At 59.6% G+C, this 16,258-nt stretch carries 14 protein-coding genes; 8 read left to right on the forward strand and 6 right to left on the reverse strand.

Features of this window, described 5'->3' with window-relative positions:
• Positions 1-363: 363 nt before the first annotated feature.
• Positions 364-1,512 carry a molecular chaperone DnaJ gene (gene dnaJ, locus ACORLH_RS22315; protein ID WP_321830516.1) on the reverse strand — a complete coding sequence of 383 codons (1,149 nt, stop codon included), beginning with the start codon at positions 1,510-1,512 and terminating at the stop codon, positions 364-366.
• Between the two features lie 78 nt (positions 1,513-1,590).
• Complete coding sequence (gene dnaK, locus ACORLH_RS22320) at positions 1,591-3,522, reverse strand: molecular chaperone DnaK (RefSeq protein WP_058242527.1); 1,932 nt, start codon at positions 3,520-3,522, stop codon at positions 1,591-1,593.
• Positions 3,523-3,740: 218 nt separating this feature from the next.
• On the opposite strand from dnaK, the gene ACORLH_RS22325 reads away from it, so the two are divergent.
• A complete protein-coding gene (locus ACORLH_RS22325) occupies positions 3,741-4,370 on the forward strand; it encodes an alpha-ketoglutarate-dependent dioxygenase AlkB (protein WP_321830518.1) in 630 nt (209 codons plus the stop codon).
• A 75-nt stretch (positions 4,371-4,445) separates the two neighbouring features.
• Here the strand turns inward: ACORLH_RS22325 and ACORLH_RS22330 are convergent, their stop codons facing one another.
• The gene (locus ACORLH_RS22330; protein WP_321830519.1) at positions 4,446-5,267 is read right to left on the reverse strand and encodes an ABC transporter permease; all 822 of its coding nucleotides are present in this window, start codon (positions 5,265-5,267) and stop codon (positions 4,446-4,448) included.
• Positions 5,268-5,422: 155 nt separating this feature from the next.
• Here ACORLH_RS22330 and cysQ point away from each other — a divergent pair, with 155 nt between their 5' ends.
• The 7 genes from cysQ (at position 5,423) to ACORLH_RS22365 (ending at position 14,082) form a co-directional block, all read left to right on the forward strand.
• Positions 5,423-6,220: a 3'(2'),5'-bisphosphate nucleotidase CysQ gene (cysQ, locus tag ACORLH_RS22335; RefSeq protein WP_321830520.1), complete on the forward strand. Its 798-nt coding sequence runs from the start codon at positions 5,423-5,425 to the stop codon at positions 6,218-6,220.
• Positions 6,220-7,236, forward strand: coding sequence for a glycosyltransferase family 2 protein (locus ACORLH_RS22340; RefSeq protein ID WP_321830522.1), 1,017 nt, complete (start codon positions 6,220-6,222; stop codon positions 7,234-7,236). The genes cysQ and ACORLH_RS22340 overlap by 1 nt, the downstream gene beginning before the upstream one ends.
• Positions 7,237-7,628: 392 nt before the next feature.
• The gene (gene galU, locus ACORLH_RS22345) at positions 7,629-8,522 is read left to right on the forward strand and encodes a UTP--glucose-1-phosphate uridylyltransferase GalU (protein WP_321830524.1); all 894 of its coding nucleotides are present in this window, start codon (positions 7,629-7,631) and stop codon (positions 8,520-8,522) included.
• Between the two features lie 93 nt (positions 8,523-8,615).
• Positions 8,616-9,869 (forward strand): glycosyltransferase family 1 protein, encoded by a 1,254-nt coding sequence (locus ACORLH_RS22350; protein ID WP_321830526.1) that lies wholly within the window; start codon positions 8,616-8,618, stop codon positions 9,867-9,869.
• Between the two features lie 56 nt (positions 9,870-9,925).
• A complete protein-coding gene (locus ACORLH_RS22355; protein WP_321830528.1) occupies positions 9,926-10,936 on the forward strand; it encodes a glycosyltransferase family 2 protein in 1,011 nt (336 codons plus the stop codon).
• A gap of 14 nt (positions 10,937-10,950) precedes the next feature.
• Entirely contained in the window at positions 10,951-12,651 is a 1,701-nt protein-coding gene (locus ACORLH_RS22360) for a beta-1,6-N-acetylglucosaminyltransferase (RefSeq protein ID WP_321830529.1), read from the forward strand.
• 6 nt (positions 12,652-12,657) lie between these two features.
• Complete coding sequence (locus ACORLH_RS22365; RefSeq protein ID WP_321830530.1) at positions 12,658-14,082, forward strand: nodulation protein NodH; 1,425 nt, start codon at positions 12,658-12,660, stop codon at positions 14,080-14,082.
• A gap of 57 nt (positions 14,083-14,139) precedes the next feature.
• Here ACORLH_RS22365 and ACORLH_RS22370 read toward each other — a convergent pair whose 3' ends face one another.
• The 3 genes from ACORLH_RS22370 to lptB all read right to left on the reverse strand — a co-directional run bounded on the left by ACORLH_RS22370 (position 14,140) and on the right by lptB (position 16,254).
• Positions 14,140-14,604 carry a PTS sugar transporter subunit IIA gene (locus tag ACORLH_RS22370; RefSeq protein WP_058242537.1) on the reverse strand — a complete coding sequence of 155 codons (465 nt, stop codon included), beginning with the start codon at positions 14,602-14,604 and terminating at the stop codon, positions 14,140-14,142.
• Positions 14,605-14,652: 48 nt separating this feature from the next.
• Complete coding sequence (gene hpf, locus ACORLH_RS22375) at positions 14,653-15,219, reverse strand: ribosome hibernation-promoting factor, HPF/YfiA family (RefSeq protein ID WP_321830531.1); 567 nt, start codon at positions 15,217-15,219, stop codon at positions 14,653-14,655.
• A gap of 276 nt (positions 15,220-15,495) precedes the next feature.
• Entirely contained in the window at positions 15,496-16,254 is a 759-nt protein-coding gene (gene lptB, locus ACORLH_RS22380) for an LPS export ABC transporter ATP-binding protein (RefSeq protein WP_058242539.1), read from the reverse strand.
• Between the last annotated feature and the right edge of the window lie 4 nt (positions 16,255-16,258).

Genomic DNA, 16,258 nt, shown 5'->3' on the forward strand with positions numbered 1-16,258 from the left:
GAGGGAGGTCATGGCAGATCCAAGACGGCGCCTTACCGGAGGATCTGCGAACTGAACTGGAGGAGAGTTTGCGGTGGCATCAGGCCTGGGTGCAGAGCCTGCCAAACCCGTTGCAGCCGCCCTGGGCGCTGTTTCCTTCTTATGAACGCAAGAGCATGGGGTGGCGCATGGGAGCGGGAGAGGATTATTTGCGTCACTTCAGGCAGTGGTATGTGGCTTTGAATGCAGCGGCGCAGGCGGAATTTCGGGCGGCTGAGCCAGAACCTGACGGATGGGGTGGGTTCTACGACGATTTGCGTTAGTGGCCCGTCAAAGCCCGGCGCGTGCCAATAAAAAAGGGCGCCGGAGCGCCCTTTTGCCGGATCAGCCTTTCATGCTATCCCAGAAGTTTTTCACCGAAGAGAAGAAGCTGGAGCTTTCGGGGTTGTTGTCCTCGGACAGTTCCTCAAACTCTTTCAGCAGCTCTTTCTGGCGGGCGGTCAGGTTGACCGGTGTTTCCACCGCCAGCTCGATGAACATGTCACCGGTGTGGTTGCCGCGCAGGGCGGGCATGCCCTTGCCGCGCAGGCGCATCTGGCGGCCGGATTGGCTGCCGGCTGGGATCTTCACGCGCGAGCGGCCCCCGTCTATGGTGGGCACTTCGATGTCGCCGCCCATGGCCGCCACGGTCATTGAGACCGGCACACGGCAGAACAGATCGCTGTCCTCACGTTCAAAGATGTCGTGTTTGCCGACCTCAATGAAGATATAGAGATCGCCCGCCGGACCGCCGCGCATGCCAGCTTCGCCTTCGCCAGCCAGACGGATGCGGGTGCCGGTTTCCACGCCTGCAGGGATGTTCACGCTGAGGGAACGATCCTTTTCAACGCGGCCCTGACCGCCACAGCCCTTACAGGGGTTCTGGATGATCTGACCCAGACCGGAACAGGTCGGGCAGGTGCGTTCAACGGTGAAGAAACCCTGTTGCGCCCGCACCTTACCGATGCCGGAACAGGTTGGGCAGACCTGTGGTTCTGCGCCGCCTTCGGCGCCGGAGCCGTCACAGGAGCCACAGGCAACCGAGGTCGGCACCTTGATGGTCTTCTGCTGGCCGTTAAACGCCTCTTCCAGCGAGATGCGCAGGTTGTAGCGCAGGTCTGCGCCACGGGCCGCACGGGAGCGTCCACCGCCCCCGCGGCCCCCCCCCATCATATCGCCAAAGAGATCGTCAAACACATCCGAGAAGGCCGAGGCGAAATCGCCCTGGCCACCGCCGCGGTGGAAGCCACCGCCACCGCCCATGCCCCCTTCGAAGGCTGCATGACCAAAGCGGTCATAGGCTGCTTTTTTCTCAGCGTCTTTCAGACAGTCGTAGGCTTCGTTGACTTCTTTAAACTGCGCTTCCGCATCCGGGTTGTCCTTGTTGCGGTCCGGGTGCAGTTCTTTGGCCTTCTTGCGATAGGCCTTCTTCAGTTCATCGGCTGAGGCGCCTTTGCTGGCGCCGAGAACGTCATAATAATCCCGTTTTGCCATTGGGTTACCCCTTCTTGCGGAACGTCGAAGGCCGGCCCGGAAAGGCCGGCCCCCGAATTGTTCCTAGGAAAACGCGGATTACGCGCGCTTGTCGTCGTCCAGATCCTCGAAGTCGGCGTCAACGATATCGTCGTCACCGGCCGGACCTGCGGCTTCGTCCACATCCACCGGACCTTCTTCGGCGTCGCCCTCTTCCTGGGCGGCCTTGTAGATGGCTTCACCCAGTTTCATGGCCGATTCGGTCACGTTCTGGATGCCGGACTGGATCTTCTCAGCCTTGACGTCGTCTTTGGCCAGGTCGTCCTTCAGGGCGGCGATGGCCAGTTCGATCGCTTCGATGGTGGTCGGATCCACCTTGTCGGCGTGTTCTTCCATCGATTTTTCGGTCGACAGGATCAGGCTTTCGGCCTGGTTGCGCGCTTCGACCAGCTCACGGCGTTCCTTATCGGCTTCGGCGTTCTCTTCCGCGTCTTTGACCATCTGTTCGATGTCATCCTCGCTGAGGCCACCCGAGGCCTGGATGGTGATCTGCTGCTCTTTGCCGGTGGCCTTGTCTTTGGCGCCTACGGAAACGATGCCGTTTGCGTCAATGTCGAAGGTCACTTCGATCTGCGGCATGCCACGCGGTGCCGGCGGGATATCTTCGAGGTTGAACTGGCCGAGGATCTTGTTGTCCGCTGCCATTTCACGTTCACCCTGGAAGACCCGGATGGTCACGGCCGACTGGTTGTCTTCGGCGGTCGAGAAGACCTGAGACTTCTTGGTCGGGATGGTGGTGTTGCGGTCGATCAGACGGGTGAAGACACCGCCCAGGGTTTCGATGCCCAGAGACAGCGGGGTCACGTCCAGAAGAACAACGTCTTTCACGTCGCCCTGCAGAACACCGGCCTGAATGGCGGCGCCCATGGCCACAACTTCGTCCGGGTTCACACCTTTGTGGGGCTCTTTGCCGAAGAATTTGGTCACTTCTTCGATGACCTTCGGCATACGGGTCATACCGCCAACCAGAACAACTTCGTCGATGTCGCTGGTGGTCAGACCGGCGTCTTTCAGCGCGGCCTGGCACGGCTTGATCGAGTTTTTGATCAGGTCACCCACCAGGCTTTCCAGCTTGGCGCGGGTCAGTTTGACAACCAGGTGCAGCGGCTGACCGGTGGCAGCGTCCATCGAGATGAACGGCTGGTTGATTTCGGTCTGCTGTGCCGAAGACAGTTCGATTTTGGCTTTTTCAGCAGCTTCTTTCAGACGCTGCAGGGCCATCTTGTCTTTGGTCAGGTCAACGCCATGCTCTTTTTTGAACTCGTCGGCCAGGTAGCTGACGATGCGCATGTCGAAGTCTTCACCACCCAGGAAGGTGTCACCGTTGGTCGACTTCACCTCAAACAGGCCTTCGTCGATTTCCAGGATGGTCACGTCGAAGGTACCGCCGCCAAGGTCATAAACGGCGATGGTTTGGGTTTCTTCTTTGTCCAGACCGTAGGCCAGTGCGGCGGCGGTCGGTTCGTTGATGATGCGCAGCACTTCGAGGCCAGCGATCTTGCCGGCGTCTTTGGTGGCCTGACGCTGAGCGTCGTTGAAGTAGGCAGGAACCGTGATCACCGCCTGGGAAACTTCCTCACCCAGGTAGGACTCTGCGGTTTCTTTCATTTTGCCCAGGATGAAGGCCGAGATCTGCGACGGGGAGTACTGCTCACCCTTGGCTTCGACCCATGCATCACCGTTGCCGCCGTTGACGACTTCGAAGGGCAGGTTTTTCTTGTCTTTGGCCAGATGTGCGTCATCTGCGCGACGGCCGATCAGACGTTTTACACCAAAAATGGTGTTGGCGGGGTTGGTGACGGCCTGACGTTTTGCCGGCTGGCCCACCAGGCGCTCATCGTCGGTGAAGGCGACGATCGACGGGGTGGTGCGTGCCCCTTCCGCGTTTTCGATAACTTTGGCTTGCGAGCCATCCATCAGCGCAACGCAGCTGTTGGTGGTCCCCAGGTCAATACCGATGACTTTCGACATGTTTTGATCCCTTTTACTTCAAGGCGATTGCACGAGGTTTGGACCCATTGCGGCATCCTGCCCCGATCTGGTTTGTGCAGGGTCCGGAGTGGATCCCTACGCTTCCCGGCGTATATAGGGAGGGCGGAGGCACCCTGCAAGCACTGCAAAAGGAGGGAATCAGCGATTCCGATGGGATTCTTTCAGCTTTGGGCGTCTGACGGCGAAAAGGGCCGCAGATGAGCCGCGGATCGCCCCCAACTGCGGGCCCCGCGATCAATTTGCGCGGGGTGCAGATCTACCCCGGCTATCTGGATGCAGAGGCGCAGGCAGAGCTGGTGACCGCCTTACGGGATTGCGCCAAACAGGCACCGTTTTTTGCCCCCGTTACCGCGCGGGGCAAGCCGATGTCGGTGCGCATGACCTCAGCCGGGCGGCTGGGCTGGGTCAGTGACCGCAAGGGCTATCGCTATGAACCCCGCCATCCCGGTGGCGCGGCATGGCCCGCGATCCCGCAACAGGTGCTGGATCTGTGGCGCGCCCTTGGCAGCGATCAGCGTGATCCCGATTGCTGCCTGATCAATTTCTACGGCGAAGGCACCCGGATGGGGATGCATCAGGATCGCGACGAAGGCGATTTCAGCTGGCCGGTTCTGTCGGTGTCACTCGGGGATGAGGCGCTGTTTCGCGTCGGCAATCTGGACCGCGGCGGCAGCACCGAATCGATCTGGCTGCGCTCAGGGGATGTGCTGGTGATGGGCGGCGAGGCCCGGTTGCTGCACCACGGGGTGGACAAGATCCGCTTCGGCTCCTCCACCTTGTTGCCGCAAGGAGGGCGCATCAACCTGACCTGTCGGGTGGTGGGATAGCGGTGTTGAGCGGTCTGCGCTGACGCGCAGGCAGGATACCTCGGGCCCAGGAAGGGCCCTCAGGTAACGGTAGGCTTAGCGCCGTGCGCCCCAGCTGAGCGAGGAATGGCGGCGGGTGTAAAATTCGCCAATGAGACCCAGCATCAAGATCACACCGTAGCAGATCAGCGCATATTTGATCGAAGAATAGCGCGGCACATAGTTGATGAAGACAAAGCCCCGGGCCTGATCGATGGCGTGGAAAAGCGGGTTCCAGTCAAACATCGCCAGCATGAATCCGGGCAGGGAGTTTGCCAGAAACATCTTGCCCGATGCGATCATATTGGCGCGCTGGTAGATCAGCGTGATGATCTGCACCGCGGCAGGAAACCAGGGTTTCAGGGCCAAGAGCACCGTGCCAATGGCCAGGCCGCCAAACCAGGCCAGCAGCAACATGCCAAAGGCACCGGCCGCGTCTTCGATCACGAACTTATTGAAGCCCATGTAGTAGATGAACAGGATCAGCGACAGGGCCAGAACCTGCAGATAGAGCGCGCTGAGCGCAGAGGACATGATGGCGATGATGGTGTTCATCGGCGCATGCAGCATCATCGCTGAGGTTGGACCTTCGGAGCCGACCACCGCGCCAAGGGTTTTGGCGTGGGTCATGTAGAGGAAGATCCCCGACATCAGGTAGAGCATGAAATCCCCGCGCACGGCGACACTGCGCAGGCCCAGCAGGGTGAACATCGCATAAAAGGCGATCACCATGATCATCAGCTGCAGCAGGTTCACAAGGATCGACAGCACCGCATTGCCATGAGTGTTGCGGATCTTTCGCGCAATCGAGTGGTAGGTCAGCTCGGCCATCATGACCGCCGCTTCCAGCCCCGTTTCTTTGCGACTCTTGTAAAACATCTGCGCCTGCTCCCGCTTGCTGCGGTTATTACAACGGTCAATCCTTGCCGTTTGCTTAGCCTAAGACCATAAGAGGGTGGCGTATTTATGGCAATAATCGCCCGGGGGTCGGCCTGTGACCCTATTTGGGTGGCTCCTCTGAAAGGAACACAGGTTTGGATTACCAAAAGCTGAGTGAAGTGATGCGCCGTCTCGCGCTTGAGGCCGGTGACAAGATTATGGACATCTACAATTCTGACAGTTTCGAAGTGAAGGTGAAGTCGGACGAAAGCCCAGTGACCGAAGCGGATGAAGCGGCGGATGCGCTGATCTCGGCCGGGCTGCGTGCGGCGTTCCCTGATGTATTGCTGGTGACCGAGGAGCAGGCCGAGTCACATAGCGAAAAAGCGGATACATTTCTGATTGTTGACCCGCTGGACGGCACCAAGGAATTTGTCCACCGTCGTGGCGATTTCACCGTCAATATCGCCTATGTGGAAAACGGTGTGCCGACCCGTGGCGTGGTCTACGCCCCGGCGCGCAATCGGATGTTCTACACGCTGGCAGATGGCGCCGCGGTGGAGGAAACAGGCGCATTGGAAAAGGACCAGATCGGTGAGACCAAACCGATCAACGTCTCTGATGCGGACAATGAGGCGCTGCTGGTTGTGGCGTCGAAATCGCACCGTGATCAGGCGACTGATGACTACATCAACAAATATAATGTGGCTGACAGCAAAAGCGCCGGGTCTTCGCTGAAATTCTGTCTGGTGGCGACGGGTGAGGCCGATATCTACCCCCGCGTCGGCCGGACGATGGAATGGGACACCGCTGCAGGCCACGCTGTGCTGCACGGGGCAGGCGGTAAAGTTGTGCGCTTTGATGATCACAGCCCCCTGGCCTATGGCAAAGACGGCTACGCCAACCCGTTCTTCATCGCCTATTCGCCCAGCGTTGTGCTGAAAGAGGCGTGATGGCGCCGCCCACCATGACAGTTTCGCAAGTAGCGGCACAGACGGGCGGTCGCCCGTCTGTTTCCGTCGTGGTGGTGAGTCGTGGCCGGGCGGAGGATTTGACGCGCTGCCTTTCCGGGCTCAGCCGGCTCTATTATGACGCCTATGAGATTGTGGTGGTCACAGACCCCGAGGGTGAGGCCGCAGTTGCCGCGGCAGGCCTGGCGGATGCGGTGACTTTGGTTGGCTTCGACCAACCCAATATCTCCGCCGCACGCAATCTGGGCATCGCCGCCTCCGCCGGGGAGGTTGTGGCCTTCATCGATGATGATGCGGTGCCAGAACCGACGTGGCTGTGCCATCTGATGGCGCCTTTTGCCGGGCCCGAGGTGGCGGCCACCGGGGGCTATGTGCGCGGGCGCAACGGGATCAGCTATCAATGGCGGGCCCGGGTGATTGATCCCCAGGGCAAGGCACACCCGATTTCTGTTGAAGGTGAGGCGCCGCAGGTCATCACGCCACCGCCGGGGCATGCGGTGAAGACCGAAGGCACCAATATGGCGGTGCGGCGGGATTGGTTGCAGCGTCTGGGTGGGTTTGATGAGGCGTTTCATTTCTTTCTGGATGAAACCGATCTTAATCTGCGACTGGCAGCAGCTGGCGGGCAGGTGGCTCTGGTGCCGCTGGCGGAGGTGCATCATGCCTATGCGCCCAGCCCGCGCCGCAAGCAAAACCGGGCGGTGACCGATCTGTTTGATGTCGGCGCCAGCAGCATGGTGTTTCTGCGCAAACATGATCCCGACGCTGATCATGAGCGGGCGCTGACCGAATTGCGACAGGAACAATGGGACCGGCTGCAACGACAGGTGCGTCAGAAGCTGATCCGCCGCAGTGACCTTGCCGAGGTTCTGGAAACGCTGGAGGCTGGAATCGCCGCAGGGGCCGCACGTGCAGTTGATCAGCAGGCTGAGGTGCCGGGGGGGGCGGTGCGTTTCGTGCGTTTCAGAGCAAGGCCAATGGGGATCATTTGGTGCTGAGCGGCTGGATCTGGCGGCGCCGTAAGCTCTGGGCAGAGGCCGAGGCTGCTGCTGCACGCGGCACCACGGTTTCGCTTTATCTGTTTTCGCCAACCTCACGGTTTCATCGACTGGGTTACCATCTGCCGGGCATATGGCTGCAACGGGGTGGCCTATTTGGCAGAAGTGTTCGAAATCAGAGGCTTGTACGCCTGATGGGGTTTCAAAACCGCGTTGCGGAAGAGGCACAGCGCGTGTGCAAGCAGCGCGAACTGAATTGAATTTTAGGTGAAAATCGGGTTCTTCCGGTTGCAATGTTTAAGCCACGGTGTGCCAGTTCGAACCGTTTTCGGACCTTAGCTTTATTTCGGGTTTGAATAAGTCTATTTTGATTTTGCAGTTATGAGGTCGGCATGAAACAAAAAATAACCAAAGCAATTTTCCCGGTCGCTGGTTTGGGCACGCGATTCCTGCCCGCAACCAAATCCGTTCCGAAGGAAATCATGACCTTGGTGGATCGCCCGTTGATCCAATATGCGATTGATGAGGCGCGCGAGGCAGGGATCAAAGAGTTCATCTTTGTGACCTCACGTGGGAAATCCGCGTTGGAAGACTATTTTGATCATGCCCATCAGCTGGAACATGATCTGGCCAGCAAAGGCAAAACCGATCTGCTGGACGTCCTGAAAGCCACCAATATGGACAGCGGGCAGATCGCCTATCTGCGCCAGCACAAGGCGCTGGGCCTCGGCCATGCCGTCTGGTGTGCCCGCCGGATGATCCATGATGAGCCTTTTGCGGTGATCCTGCCCGATGATGTGATTGCAGCGGAAAAGCCCTGCCTGAAGCAGATGGTCGAAGCCTATGAGGAGACCGGCGGCTCCATGGTGGCCACGATGGAAGTGCCACCAGAGAAAGCCCATGCTTACGGCGTGCTGGACGTTGCCGATGATCGCGGCGCTGTGGTCAAAGCAAAGGGCATGGTGGAAAAACCTGCACCGGGCACTGAGCCGTCCAATCTGGCGGTGATCGGTCGTTACATCCTGCATCCGAATGTGCTGACCTCGCTCAACTCGATGGAGGCCGGCGCTGGTGGTGAGATCCAGCTAACCGATGCCATCGCCAAAGAGATCGGCACCGAGCGTGGCGTTTATGGCTACCGGTTCAACGGTCAGCGGTTTGATTGCGGCTCCAAGGCGGGATTCCTGCAGGCAACGGTTTCCTTTGGTCTGTCGCGGCCTGAGTTGCGTGATGAACTGCGCGACTACCTGCAAGAGGTGCTGACCCTTGATAAGGCGGCGCAGTAAGCGCTTGTCATTTAAGCAGGTTCTGCGGATCATGGCCCGGCATTTGTCCGGGCCTTTTCTTTGCCCGCTGATCCAGGATGGACCCAACAGCTGATGACGCCGCAGCCCCTTGTCGACAGCCCCACTGCCAGCGCCTATCTGCTGGATGTGACGCGCAGCCTGCGCCGGGCCGGGCGGTTGCCCACCGGCGTTGACCGGGTGGAGCGGGCCTATCTGCGGGCGTTGCTGGATCAGGATCGGCTGGTGTTTGGTCTTGTCCGCACCCGCTTGGGCTATCTCCTGCTGGATCGGGCGGGACTGCAGCACCTTCAGGATCGGTTGGAGGGGAGGTTGCCCTGGGGGCGGCTGGGGGCACTGGCCCTGATCGGGCGAGGCGACAGCGTGCGGCGCCGGGCCGAAAGCAGCCTGCGGCGTGATGCAATTGCCCGTGGTGTGCCACGCCGCTTGCCTGCGATGCTGGCCCGCCACCTGCCGCAGGGGGTGAGCTACGTGAACGTCGGGCATTCCAACCTGACCGATCGTGTGCTGCAGGCCGTCAAGGCGCAGGGCGCGCGGGTGGTGGTGCTGCTGCACGACCTGATCCCGCTGACCCACCCCGAAACCCAACGACCCGAGACCGCGGAACGCTTTGCCAGCAAGGTAGAACGGGTGCGTAAACACAGCGATCTGATCCTCTGCAACTCTATCGCGACGGAGGCAGAGGTTGTCACCCATATGGCCAAGGCGGGGGCTGTGCCGCCCTGTCTGGTGGCGCCACTGGGCGTGGAGATGCAGGATGTCGCGGTTGAACCGTTTGAGATGCCAGACGGGTTTGATCCGGCCATCCCTCATGTGATCATCCTGGGCACCATTGAGCCGCGTAAAAACCATGTGATGCTGCTGGACATCTGGGATCATCTGATCGCGGACCGGGTGCCGTTGCAGCTGGTCATCTGCGGGCAGCGCGGCTGGATCAGTGCGGCGGTGATGGATCGCTTGGATCAGGTGCGGGACCGTGGGTTCCCCGTGTTTGAACTATCGGGGCTCAGCGATGGTGGAATCGCGCATGTTATGGAAGGGGCGGTAGCCTTGCTGTTTCCCTCACTGGCTGAGGGCTATGGCCTGCCCGCGATTGAGGCGCGGGCGCGGGGCTGTCCGGTGATCTGCAGTGATTTGCCGGTGTTTAGGGAAGTTCTTGGAAACAATGCCGTTTACCTGCCGGTGAATGATCAGTATTCTTGGACAATCAAGATGACCGAACTGGCGCACCCCCCGCAGGCTGACCCGCACCTCAACCGCTCTGAACTGGCACGATTCGTGCCCCCGTCCTGGCAGGAGCATTTCAACGTGGTGTTAAGACGGCTGTGACAGGGTAGACCCCCGCCGGTCCCGGCATCACCGTGACGGACATGTGAGGAGTGGGTTTGGGCGTCTGGACAGCATATCGGCTACGGCTACGGCGCAAACGGTTTTTGATCCGCGCCTTCCGCAAACGGCGGGAGCTGCGCCCGATCGCCAATCGCACCTCAGCGATCAAACCGGGTGACATCCTACTGTTCTGCACCCAACGGAATGAGGCGGTGCGCCTGCCGTATTTCCTGCAGTATTACCGTGACATGGGGGTGAACCACTTCCTGATCGTGGACAATGACAGCGATGATGGTTCGGTCTCGTACCTGCAGGATCAACCGGATGTGTCGCTGTGGCATACCCGCGCCAGCTACAAGCGGTCGCGGTTTGGCGTCGATTGGCTGAACCATCTGCAGCGCCGCTATGGCCACGGCCATTGGACGCTGGTGGTCGATCCCGATGAATTCCTGGTTTACCCGTTCTGTGACACCCGGCCGCTCAGGGCGTTGACCGACTGGCTGGATGCGTCATCTATCAAATCCTTCAGCTCGATGCTGCTGGATATGTACCCCAAGGGGCGGATTGATCAGCAGCCCTATCGCGCCGGACAGGATCCGTTGGAAATTGCCAATTGGTTCGACAGCGGCAATTACGCGATTGAACGGAACTGGAAATTTGGCAACCTCTGGATCCAGGGGGGACCGCGCCAGCGCGTCTTTTTCCCGGAGGCGCCGGAGAAGGCCCCGGCCCTTAACAAAATCCCGCTTGTGAAGTGGGATAAGAAATACGTCTACGCCAGCTCAACCCATATGCTGCTGCCACGCGGGTTGAACTCGGTCTACGATGAATGGGGTGGGGAGAAGGCCAGCGGTGTGTTGTTGCACACCAAGTTTCTGGACACCTTCAATGCCAAAGCGCAGGAAGAGCTGGCGCGCAAACAGCACTATGCCGCCAGTGTGGAATATAAGGCCTATGCCGCCACGCTGGACGAAAACCCGGACCTTTGGTGCAAATGGTCCGAAAAATACATCAACTGGCGCCAGTTAGAGATCCTTGGATTGATGTCCAAGGGCAACTGGGCCTGAACGGGGCGACGCCTATGGGAAGTGTCGGAATCATCATGCTGGTGCACACCGCGCTGGGCCGGGCCGAACAGGTGGCGCGGCACTGGTCTGCGGCGGGCTGCCCGGTGGTGATTCACGTCGACCGCAACGTTGATCATCGCACCTACAACGCCTTTGTTGAGGCGGTGTCGGACCTGCCGGATGTGCGGTTCAGCCCGCGCCATCGTTGTGAATGGGGCACCTGGGGTATCGTCGCTGCCTCGCAAAGCGCGGCAGAGATGATGCTGGATCACTTCGCCGATGTGCGCCATGTCTATCTGGCCTCAGGCTCCTGCCTGCCGCTGCGCCCGGTGCAGCAGCTGATCGACTATCTGGCAGAACGCCCGCGCACCGACTTTATCGAAAGCGCTACCACAGCCGATGTGCCCTGGACGGTGGGTGGTCTGGACGAAGAACGGTTTACGCTGTCCTTTCCGTTCAGCTGGAAAAAGAACCGTTACCTCTTTGACCGCTGGGTGGGCCTGCAGCGCCTTGTGGGCCGCAAGCGGCATCTGCCCAACGGCATTGTGCCCCATATGGGCAGCCAGTGGTGGTGCCTGACCCGGCAGACCTTGTCAGCCATCCTGCAGGATCCCGACCGTGAACTGTATGACAGTTTCTTCAAACGGGTCTGGATCCCGGATGAAAGCTATTTCCAGTCTCTGGCGCGGCTTTATTCCACCAGCATCGAAAGCCGGTCGCTGACGCTGTCGAAGTTCGACTTCCAGGGCAAACCGCATATTTTCTACGACGATCACCTGCAGCTCTTGCGCCGCTCGGACTGTTTTGTGGCGCGCAAGATCTGGCCCCATGCCAACCGGCTCTATGAGGCGTTCCTTGGCGATCCGGCGGGGATGATGAAAGGGGCGGAACCCAACCCCGGCAAGATCGACCGGATTTTTGCCAAAGCGGTGGACCGCCGGACCCGCGGCCGCCCCGGCCTGTATATGCAAAGCCGCTTCCCGCATGACGGTTGGGAAAACGGTGTGACCTCGGCGCGTTATTCGGTGTTCCAGGGCTTTGGCGACCTGTTTGAGGATTTTGACGGCTGGCTGACCAAGGCCACAGGCGTGCGCATGCATGGCCACCTGTTTGCGGAGGAGCGGGCAGAATACGCGGATGGCCAGACGGTGATGAATGGCGCGCTGAGCGACAGCGCAGCGATCCGTGACTATAATCCGCAGGCCTTCCTCACCAGTCTGATCTGGAATTCCCGCGGGGAACGGCAGTGTTTCCGCTTCGGCCCGCGCGATGTGCAGGACATTGGCTGGATCTTTGCCAAGGATCCTAACGCGCAGGTTTCGGTCATTTCGGGCGCCTGGGCGGTGCCGCTGTTCCTGTCCAACCGCAATTTTGCCGATCTGCGGCGCGAAGCGGCTGAGCTGCAGAAGGTCGAGGCGGAGCATCTGAAGATCCTGCGATCCCCCTATGCCTCGGCGCGGATCCGGATCTGGACCATGGCTGAATTTATTGAGGCCCCGATGGAGCCGTTGCAGACCATTATCGATGAAATCGGCAGCCGCTCTGGCCGCCGTCTGGCGGAAGCGCCGAAAATGGTAGACTTGACCGGCTTTGGCCAGTTCCTGCAAAACCTGAAAAACCAGGGCATGCACCCCTATCTGATGGGGGATTTTGCGGTGGAGCGGGGCATGGCCAAAGACACCCGCCCAAAACGAAAACCATATTTGGTGAGATAGGCTTAGATGCAGGACAGGTTTGACTATTTTGTGGTCTTTGCAGAGATGCGGACCGGATCGAATTTCCTTGAGGCAAACCTGAACGCTTTCCCCGGTCTGGTCTGCCATGGTGAGGCGTTTAACCCCCATTTTATTGGCTACCCCAACTCGACTGAGATCTTGGGCGTCACCCAGCCGATGCGCGAAGAGGATCCAACGCTGCTGTTGGAAACCATCAAGCGCCATAGCGATGGGATGGGCGGCTTTCGCTACTTCCATGACCATGATCCGCGGGTGTTGGAAACGCTGCTGGCGGATCCGCGCTGCGCCAAGATTGTGCTGACCCGCAATCCGGTTGACAGCTATGTCAGCTGGAAAATTGCGCAGGCCACCGGCCAGTGGAAGCTGACCAATGTGAAGAAGCGCCGTGACAGCAAGGCGCTGTTTGACCGGGCTGAGTTTGAGGCCCATCTGGCAAGCCTGCAGGCCTTTCAGGTGCAGCTGCTGAACGCGCTGCAGACCAGTGGCCAGACGGCGTTCTATGTTGCCTATGAGGATCTGCAGGATCTGGATGTGATGAACGGCCTGGCGCAGTGGCTGGGCCAGTCTGACCAGTTGGAAGAGCTGGACGGCAAGCTGAAGAAACAGAACCCGGCGCCGCTGTCGGAGAAGGTGGAAAACTTCGCCGCGATGGAAGAGGCGCTGGCCCATCTGGATCAGTTCAACCTGACGCGCACCCCCAATTTTGAACCCCGGCGGGGCGCGGTGGTGCCCTCTTATGTGGCTGGGGCCAAGGCGCCCTTGTTGTTCATGCCGCTGCGCAATGGGTCCGATACGGCTGTGGCGCGCTGGTTGGCGGTGTTGGATGGTGCTGAGGTTGAGGATCTGGTCAGCCAGTTTTCGCAGAAAACCCTGCGGATCTGGAAGAAGGATCACCCGGGCTTCCGCAGTTTTTCGGTTCTGCGCCATCCGGTGGAGCGGGTGCATGATGCGTTTTGTTCCAAGATCCTGGCGACCGGTGGCGGCACCTATCCCAAGATCCGCAAAACGCTGAACCGGCGCTTCGGGCTGGAACTGCCGGATGAGGTGGGGCCGGATTATAGCGCCGCAGATCACCGGGCGGCCTTCCTGGGGTTCTTGGATTTCCTCAAGGTGAACCTGTCAGGGCAATCCGGTATCCGGGTGGATGCCACCTGGTGCAGCCAAAGCCAGACCTTGCAAGGGTTTGCTGATCTGGCACAGCCCGACATGATCCTGCGCGAAGATGAACTGCCCGATATGTTGGCGCTGCTGGCGCGTCGGGCGGGCTATGACGCGCCGCCTGCCTATGCACGCCCGCCTGAAATGGCGCCGGTGCCCCTGCAGGCGATTTATGACGCGGACATTGAGGCGCGGGTGGCAGCGGTTTACCAGAAAGACTACGTCAGCTTCGGCTTTGGCAGCTGGGCCTAAAGCAAAAGCCGCCCTTTTGGGGGCGGCCTGCAGTCGTGATCCAACGTTTATAAGCGGTTAAGCCGCCTGCTGGCCCTGGCCTTCGGTCAGGATGGTGTAGAGCGTTGCAGGATCAGCATTGGCGCGCAGCTTGGTGCAAAGCGAGGCTTCGCGCAGCGAACGTGACACCAGTGCCAGCGCTTTCAGATGTTCTACACCTGCGTCTTCCGGCGCAAACAGCGCAAAGACCACATCCACCGGCTGACGGTCCACCGCTTCGAAGTCGATCGGCTTTTCCAACAGGATAAAGGCACCCACCACACGGTCGATATCGGCCAGCCGGGCATGGGGCAGGGCCACACCGTGGCCCACGCCCGTTGGGCCCAAAGTTTCGCGTTCCAGCAGAGCCTCAACCGCCGCCTGCGGGTTTACCCCATAGGCAGACGCGGCAAGGTCACCGAGATCGTGCAGCAAACGTTTCTTGCTGGAGGTCGCGCCAATAACCTTGACGGCCTCCTGTTTGAGGATGCTCGAAAGTTCCATGTCAGTCTTCAGTGCTCCGCTGGTCGGGACCTTGGGCCCGGCCGTTGATTACTGCGGGTCGATCCAGCCTATATTGCCGTCATCGCGGCGATATACGACGTTCAGCCCGTCTTTCCCCTCGTTCCGGAAAACAAGAACCGGAGCCCCGGCCAATTCCATTTGCATCACGGCTTCACCGACCGAGAGCGACGGAATCTTGGTTTCCATTTCGGCGACGATCATCGGCTGCAACCCATCGGGTTCCGAATCCATCTCGTCGTTGTCAGAGGCGAGGATATAGGACGAAGCGCCAAATTGTTCAACCGGCTCGGAGCGCGAGCTGTGGTGGTCCTTCAGACGCCGCTTGTAGCGCCGCAGCTGCTTTTCCATTTTTTCGCAGCACTTTTCAAAAGCGGCATAGATTTCATGATCATGGGCTTTGGCCTGTGCAGTCAGGCCGGTAGATAGATGCACGGTGGCTTCACAAACAAACTCGCTGGCTGATTTTGAGAAAATAACATTGGCGTCAGTTGGCCGCTCTGCATATTTCTGAACGGCAGCCCCCAGGCCGTCCTGAACATGGGTTTGCAGCGCTTCGCCGATATCAATCTGTTTTCCAGTGATTTGATAGCGCATCAGGTCTCCTTTACGTGACACTTCGAATAAACAGCACCCGCCCCCCGCAATACCGGAGGTGGAGCGTGTTAAATTCGAATGTGGGATTGTTGCATGACAACGGCTTGCCCGTAGGGTGGCCTTGTCATCAAGACCACCTCATCCGTCGGTGCAAAAGCCAGAAATGTCATGCCCCCATTTGGACTGAGTCGGTGCCTCTCTGTCAATCAACCTGTGAAAGTTTTTTGACACAGCCCAGATGGCAGATCCGGCTAAGCGGGGTTAAGCCGATGAAAATCAGGTGATTTTGAAGTTGTCGCCCAAATAGACGCGGCGGACGTTTTCATTCTCCACCACCTCTTCGGGGGTGCCGGACATCAGCACCTTGCCGTCATGTAGGATATAGGCGCGGTCCACGATCTCCAGGGTTTCGCGGACGTTGTGGTCGGTGATCAGCACGCCAATGCCGCGTTTCTTCAGATCGGCGACCAGATGACGGATGTCGCCAACGCTGATCGGATCCACCCCGGCAAAGGGTTCGTCCAGCAGCAGATATTTGGGGTTTGCGGCCAGACAGCGCGCAATCTCCACCCGGCGCCGTTCACCGCCTGACAGGGCCAGCGCAGGGGCGCGGCGCAGGTGTTCGATGGAAAATTCGGACAGCAGCTCTTCCAGCCGTTCACGGCGTTTGTGGCGGCTTTTTTCCGAGATATCGAGGATCGAGGCGATGTTGTCTTCGACGCTGAGGCCGCGGAAGATCGACATCTCCTGTGGCAGATAACCGATGCCCAGCTTGGCGCGGCGGTACATCGGCAGGCCGGTGACATCGCGGCCGTCAATTTTCACATGACCGCCTTCGGGGTAAACGAGGCCGGCGATGGAATAAAAGGTGGTCGACTTGCCGCAGCCGTTTGGACCCAGCAGCGCCACAACTTCCCCCCGATTCAGCGACATGGAAAAGTCGCGGATCACCACGCGGGTCTTGTAGCTTTTGCGCAGGTTTTCGACCTCTAGGCCCTGGCTGCCCTCGGTCACAGAAAGATCCGGCGTCGACATGTGG

The organism is Thalassovita sp., assembly GCF_963691685.1.
Taxonomy (GTDB): Bacteria; Pseudomonadota; Alphaproteobacteria; order Rhodobacterales; family Rhodobacteraceae; genus Thalassobius.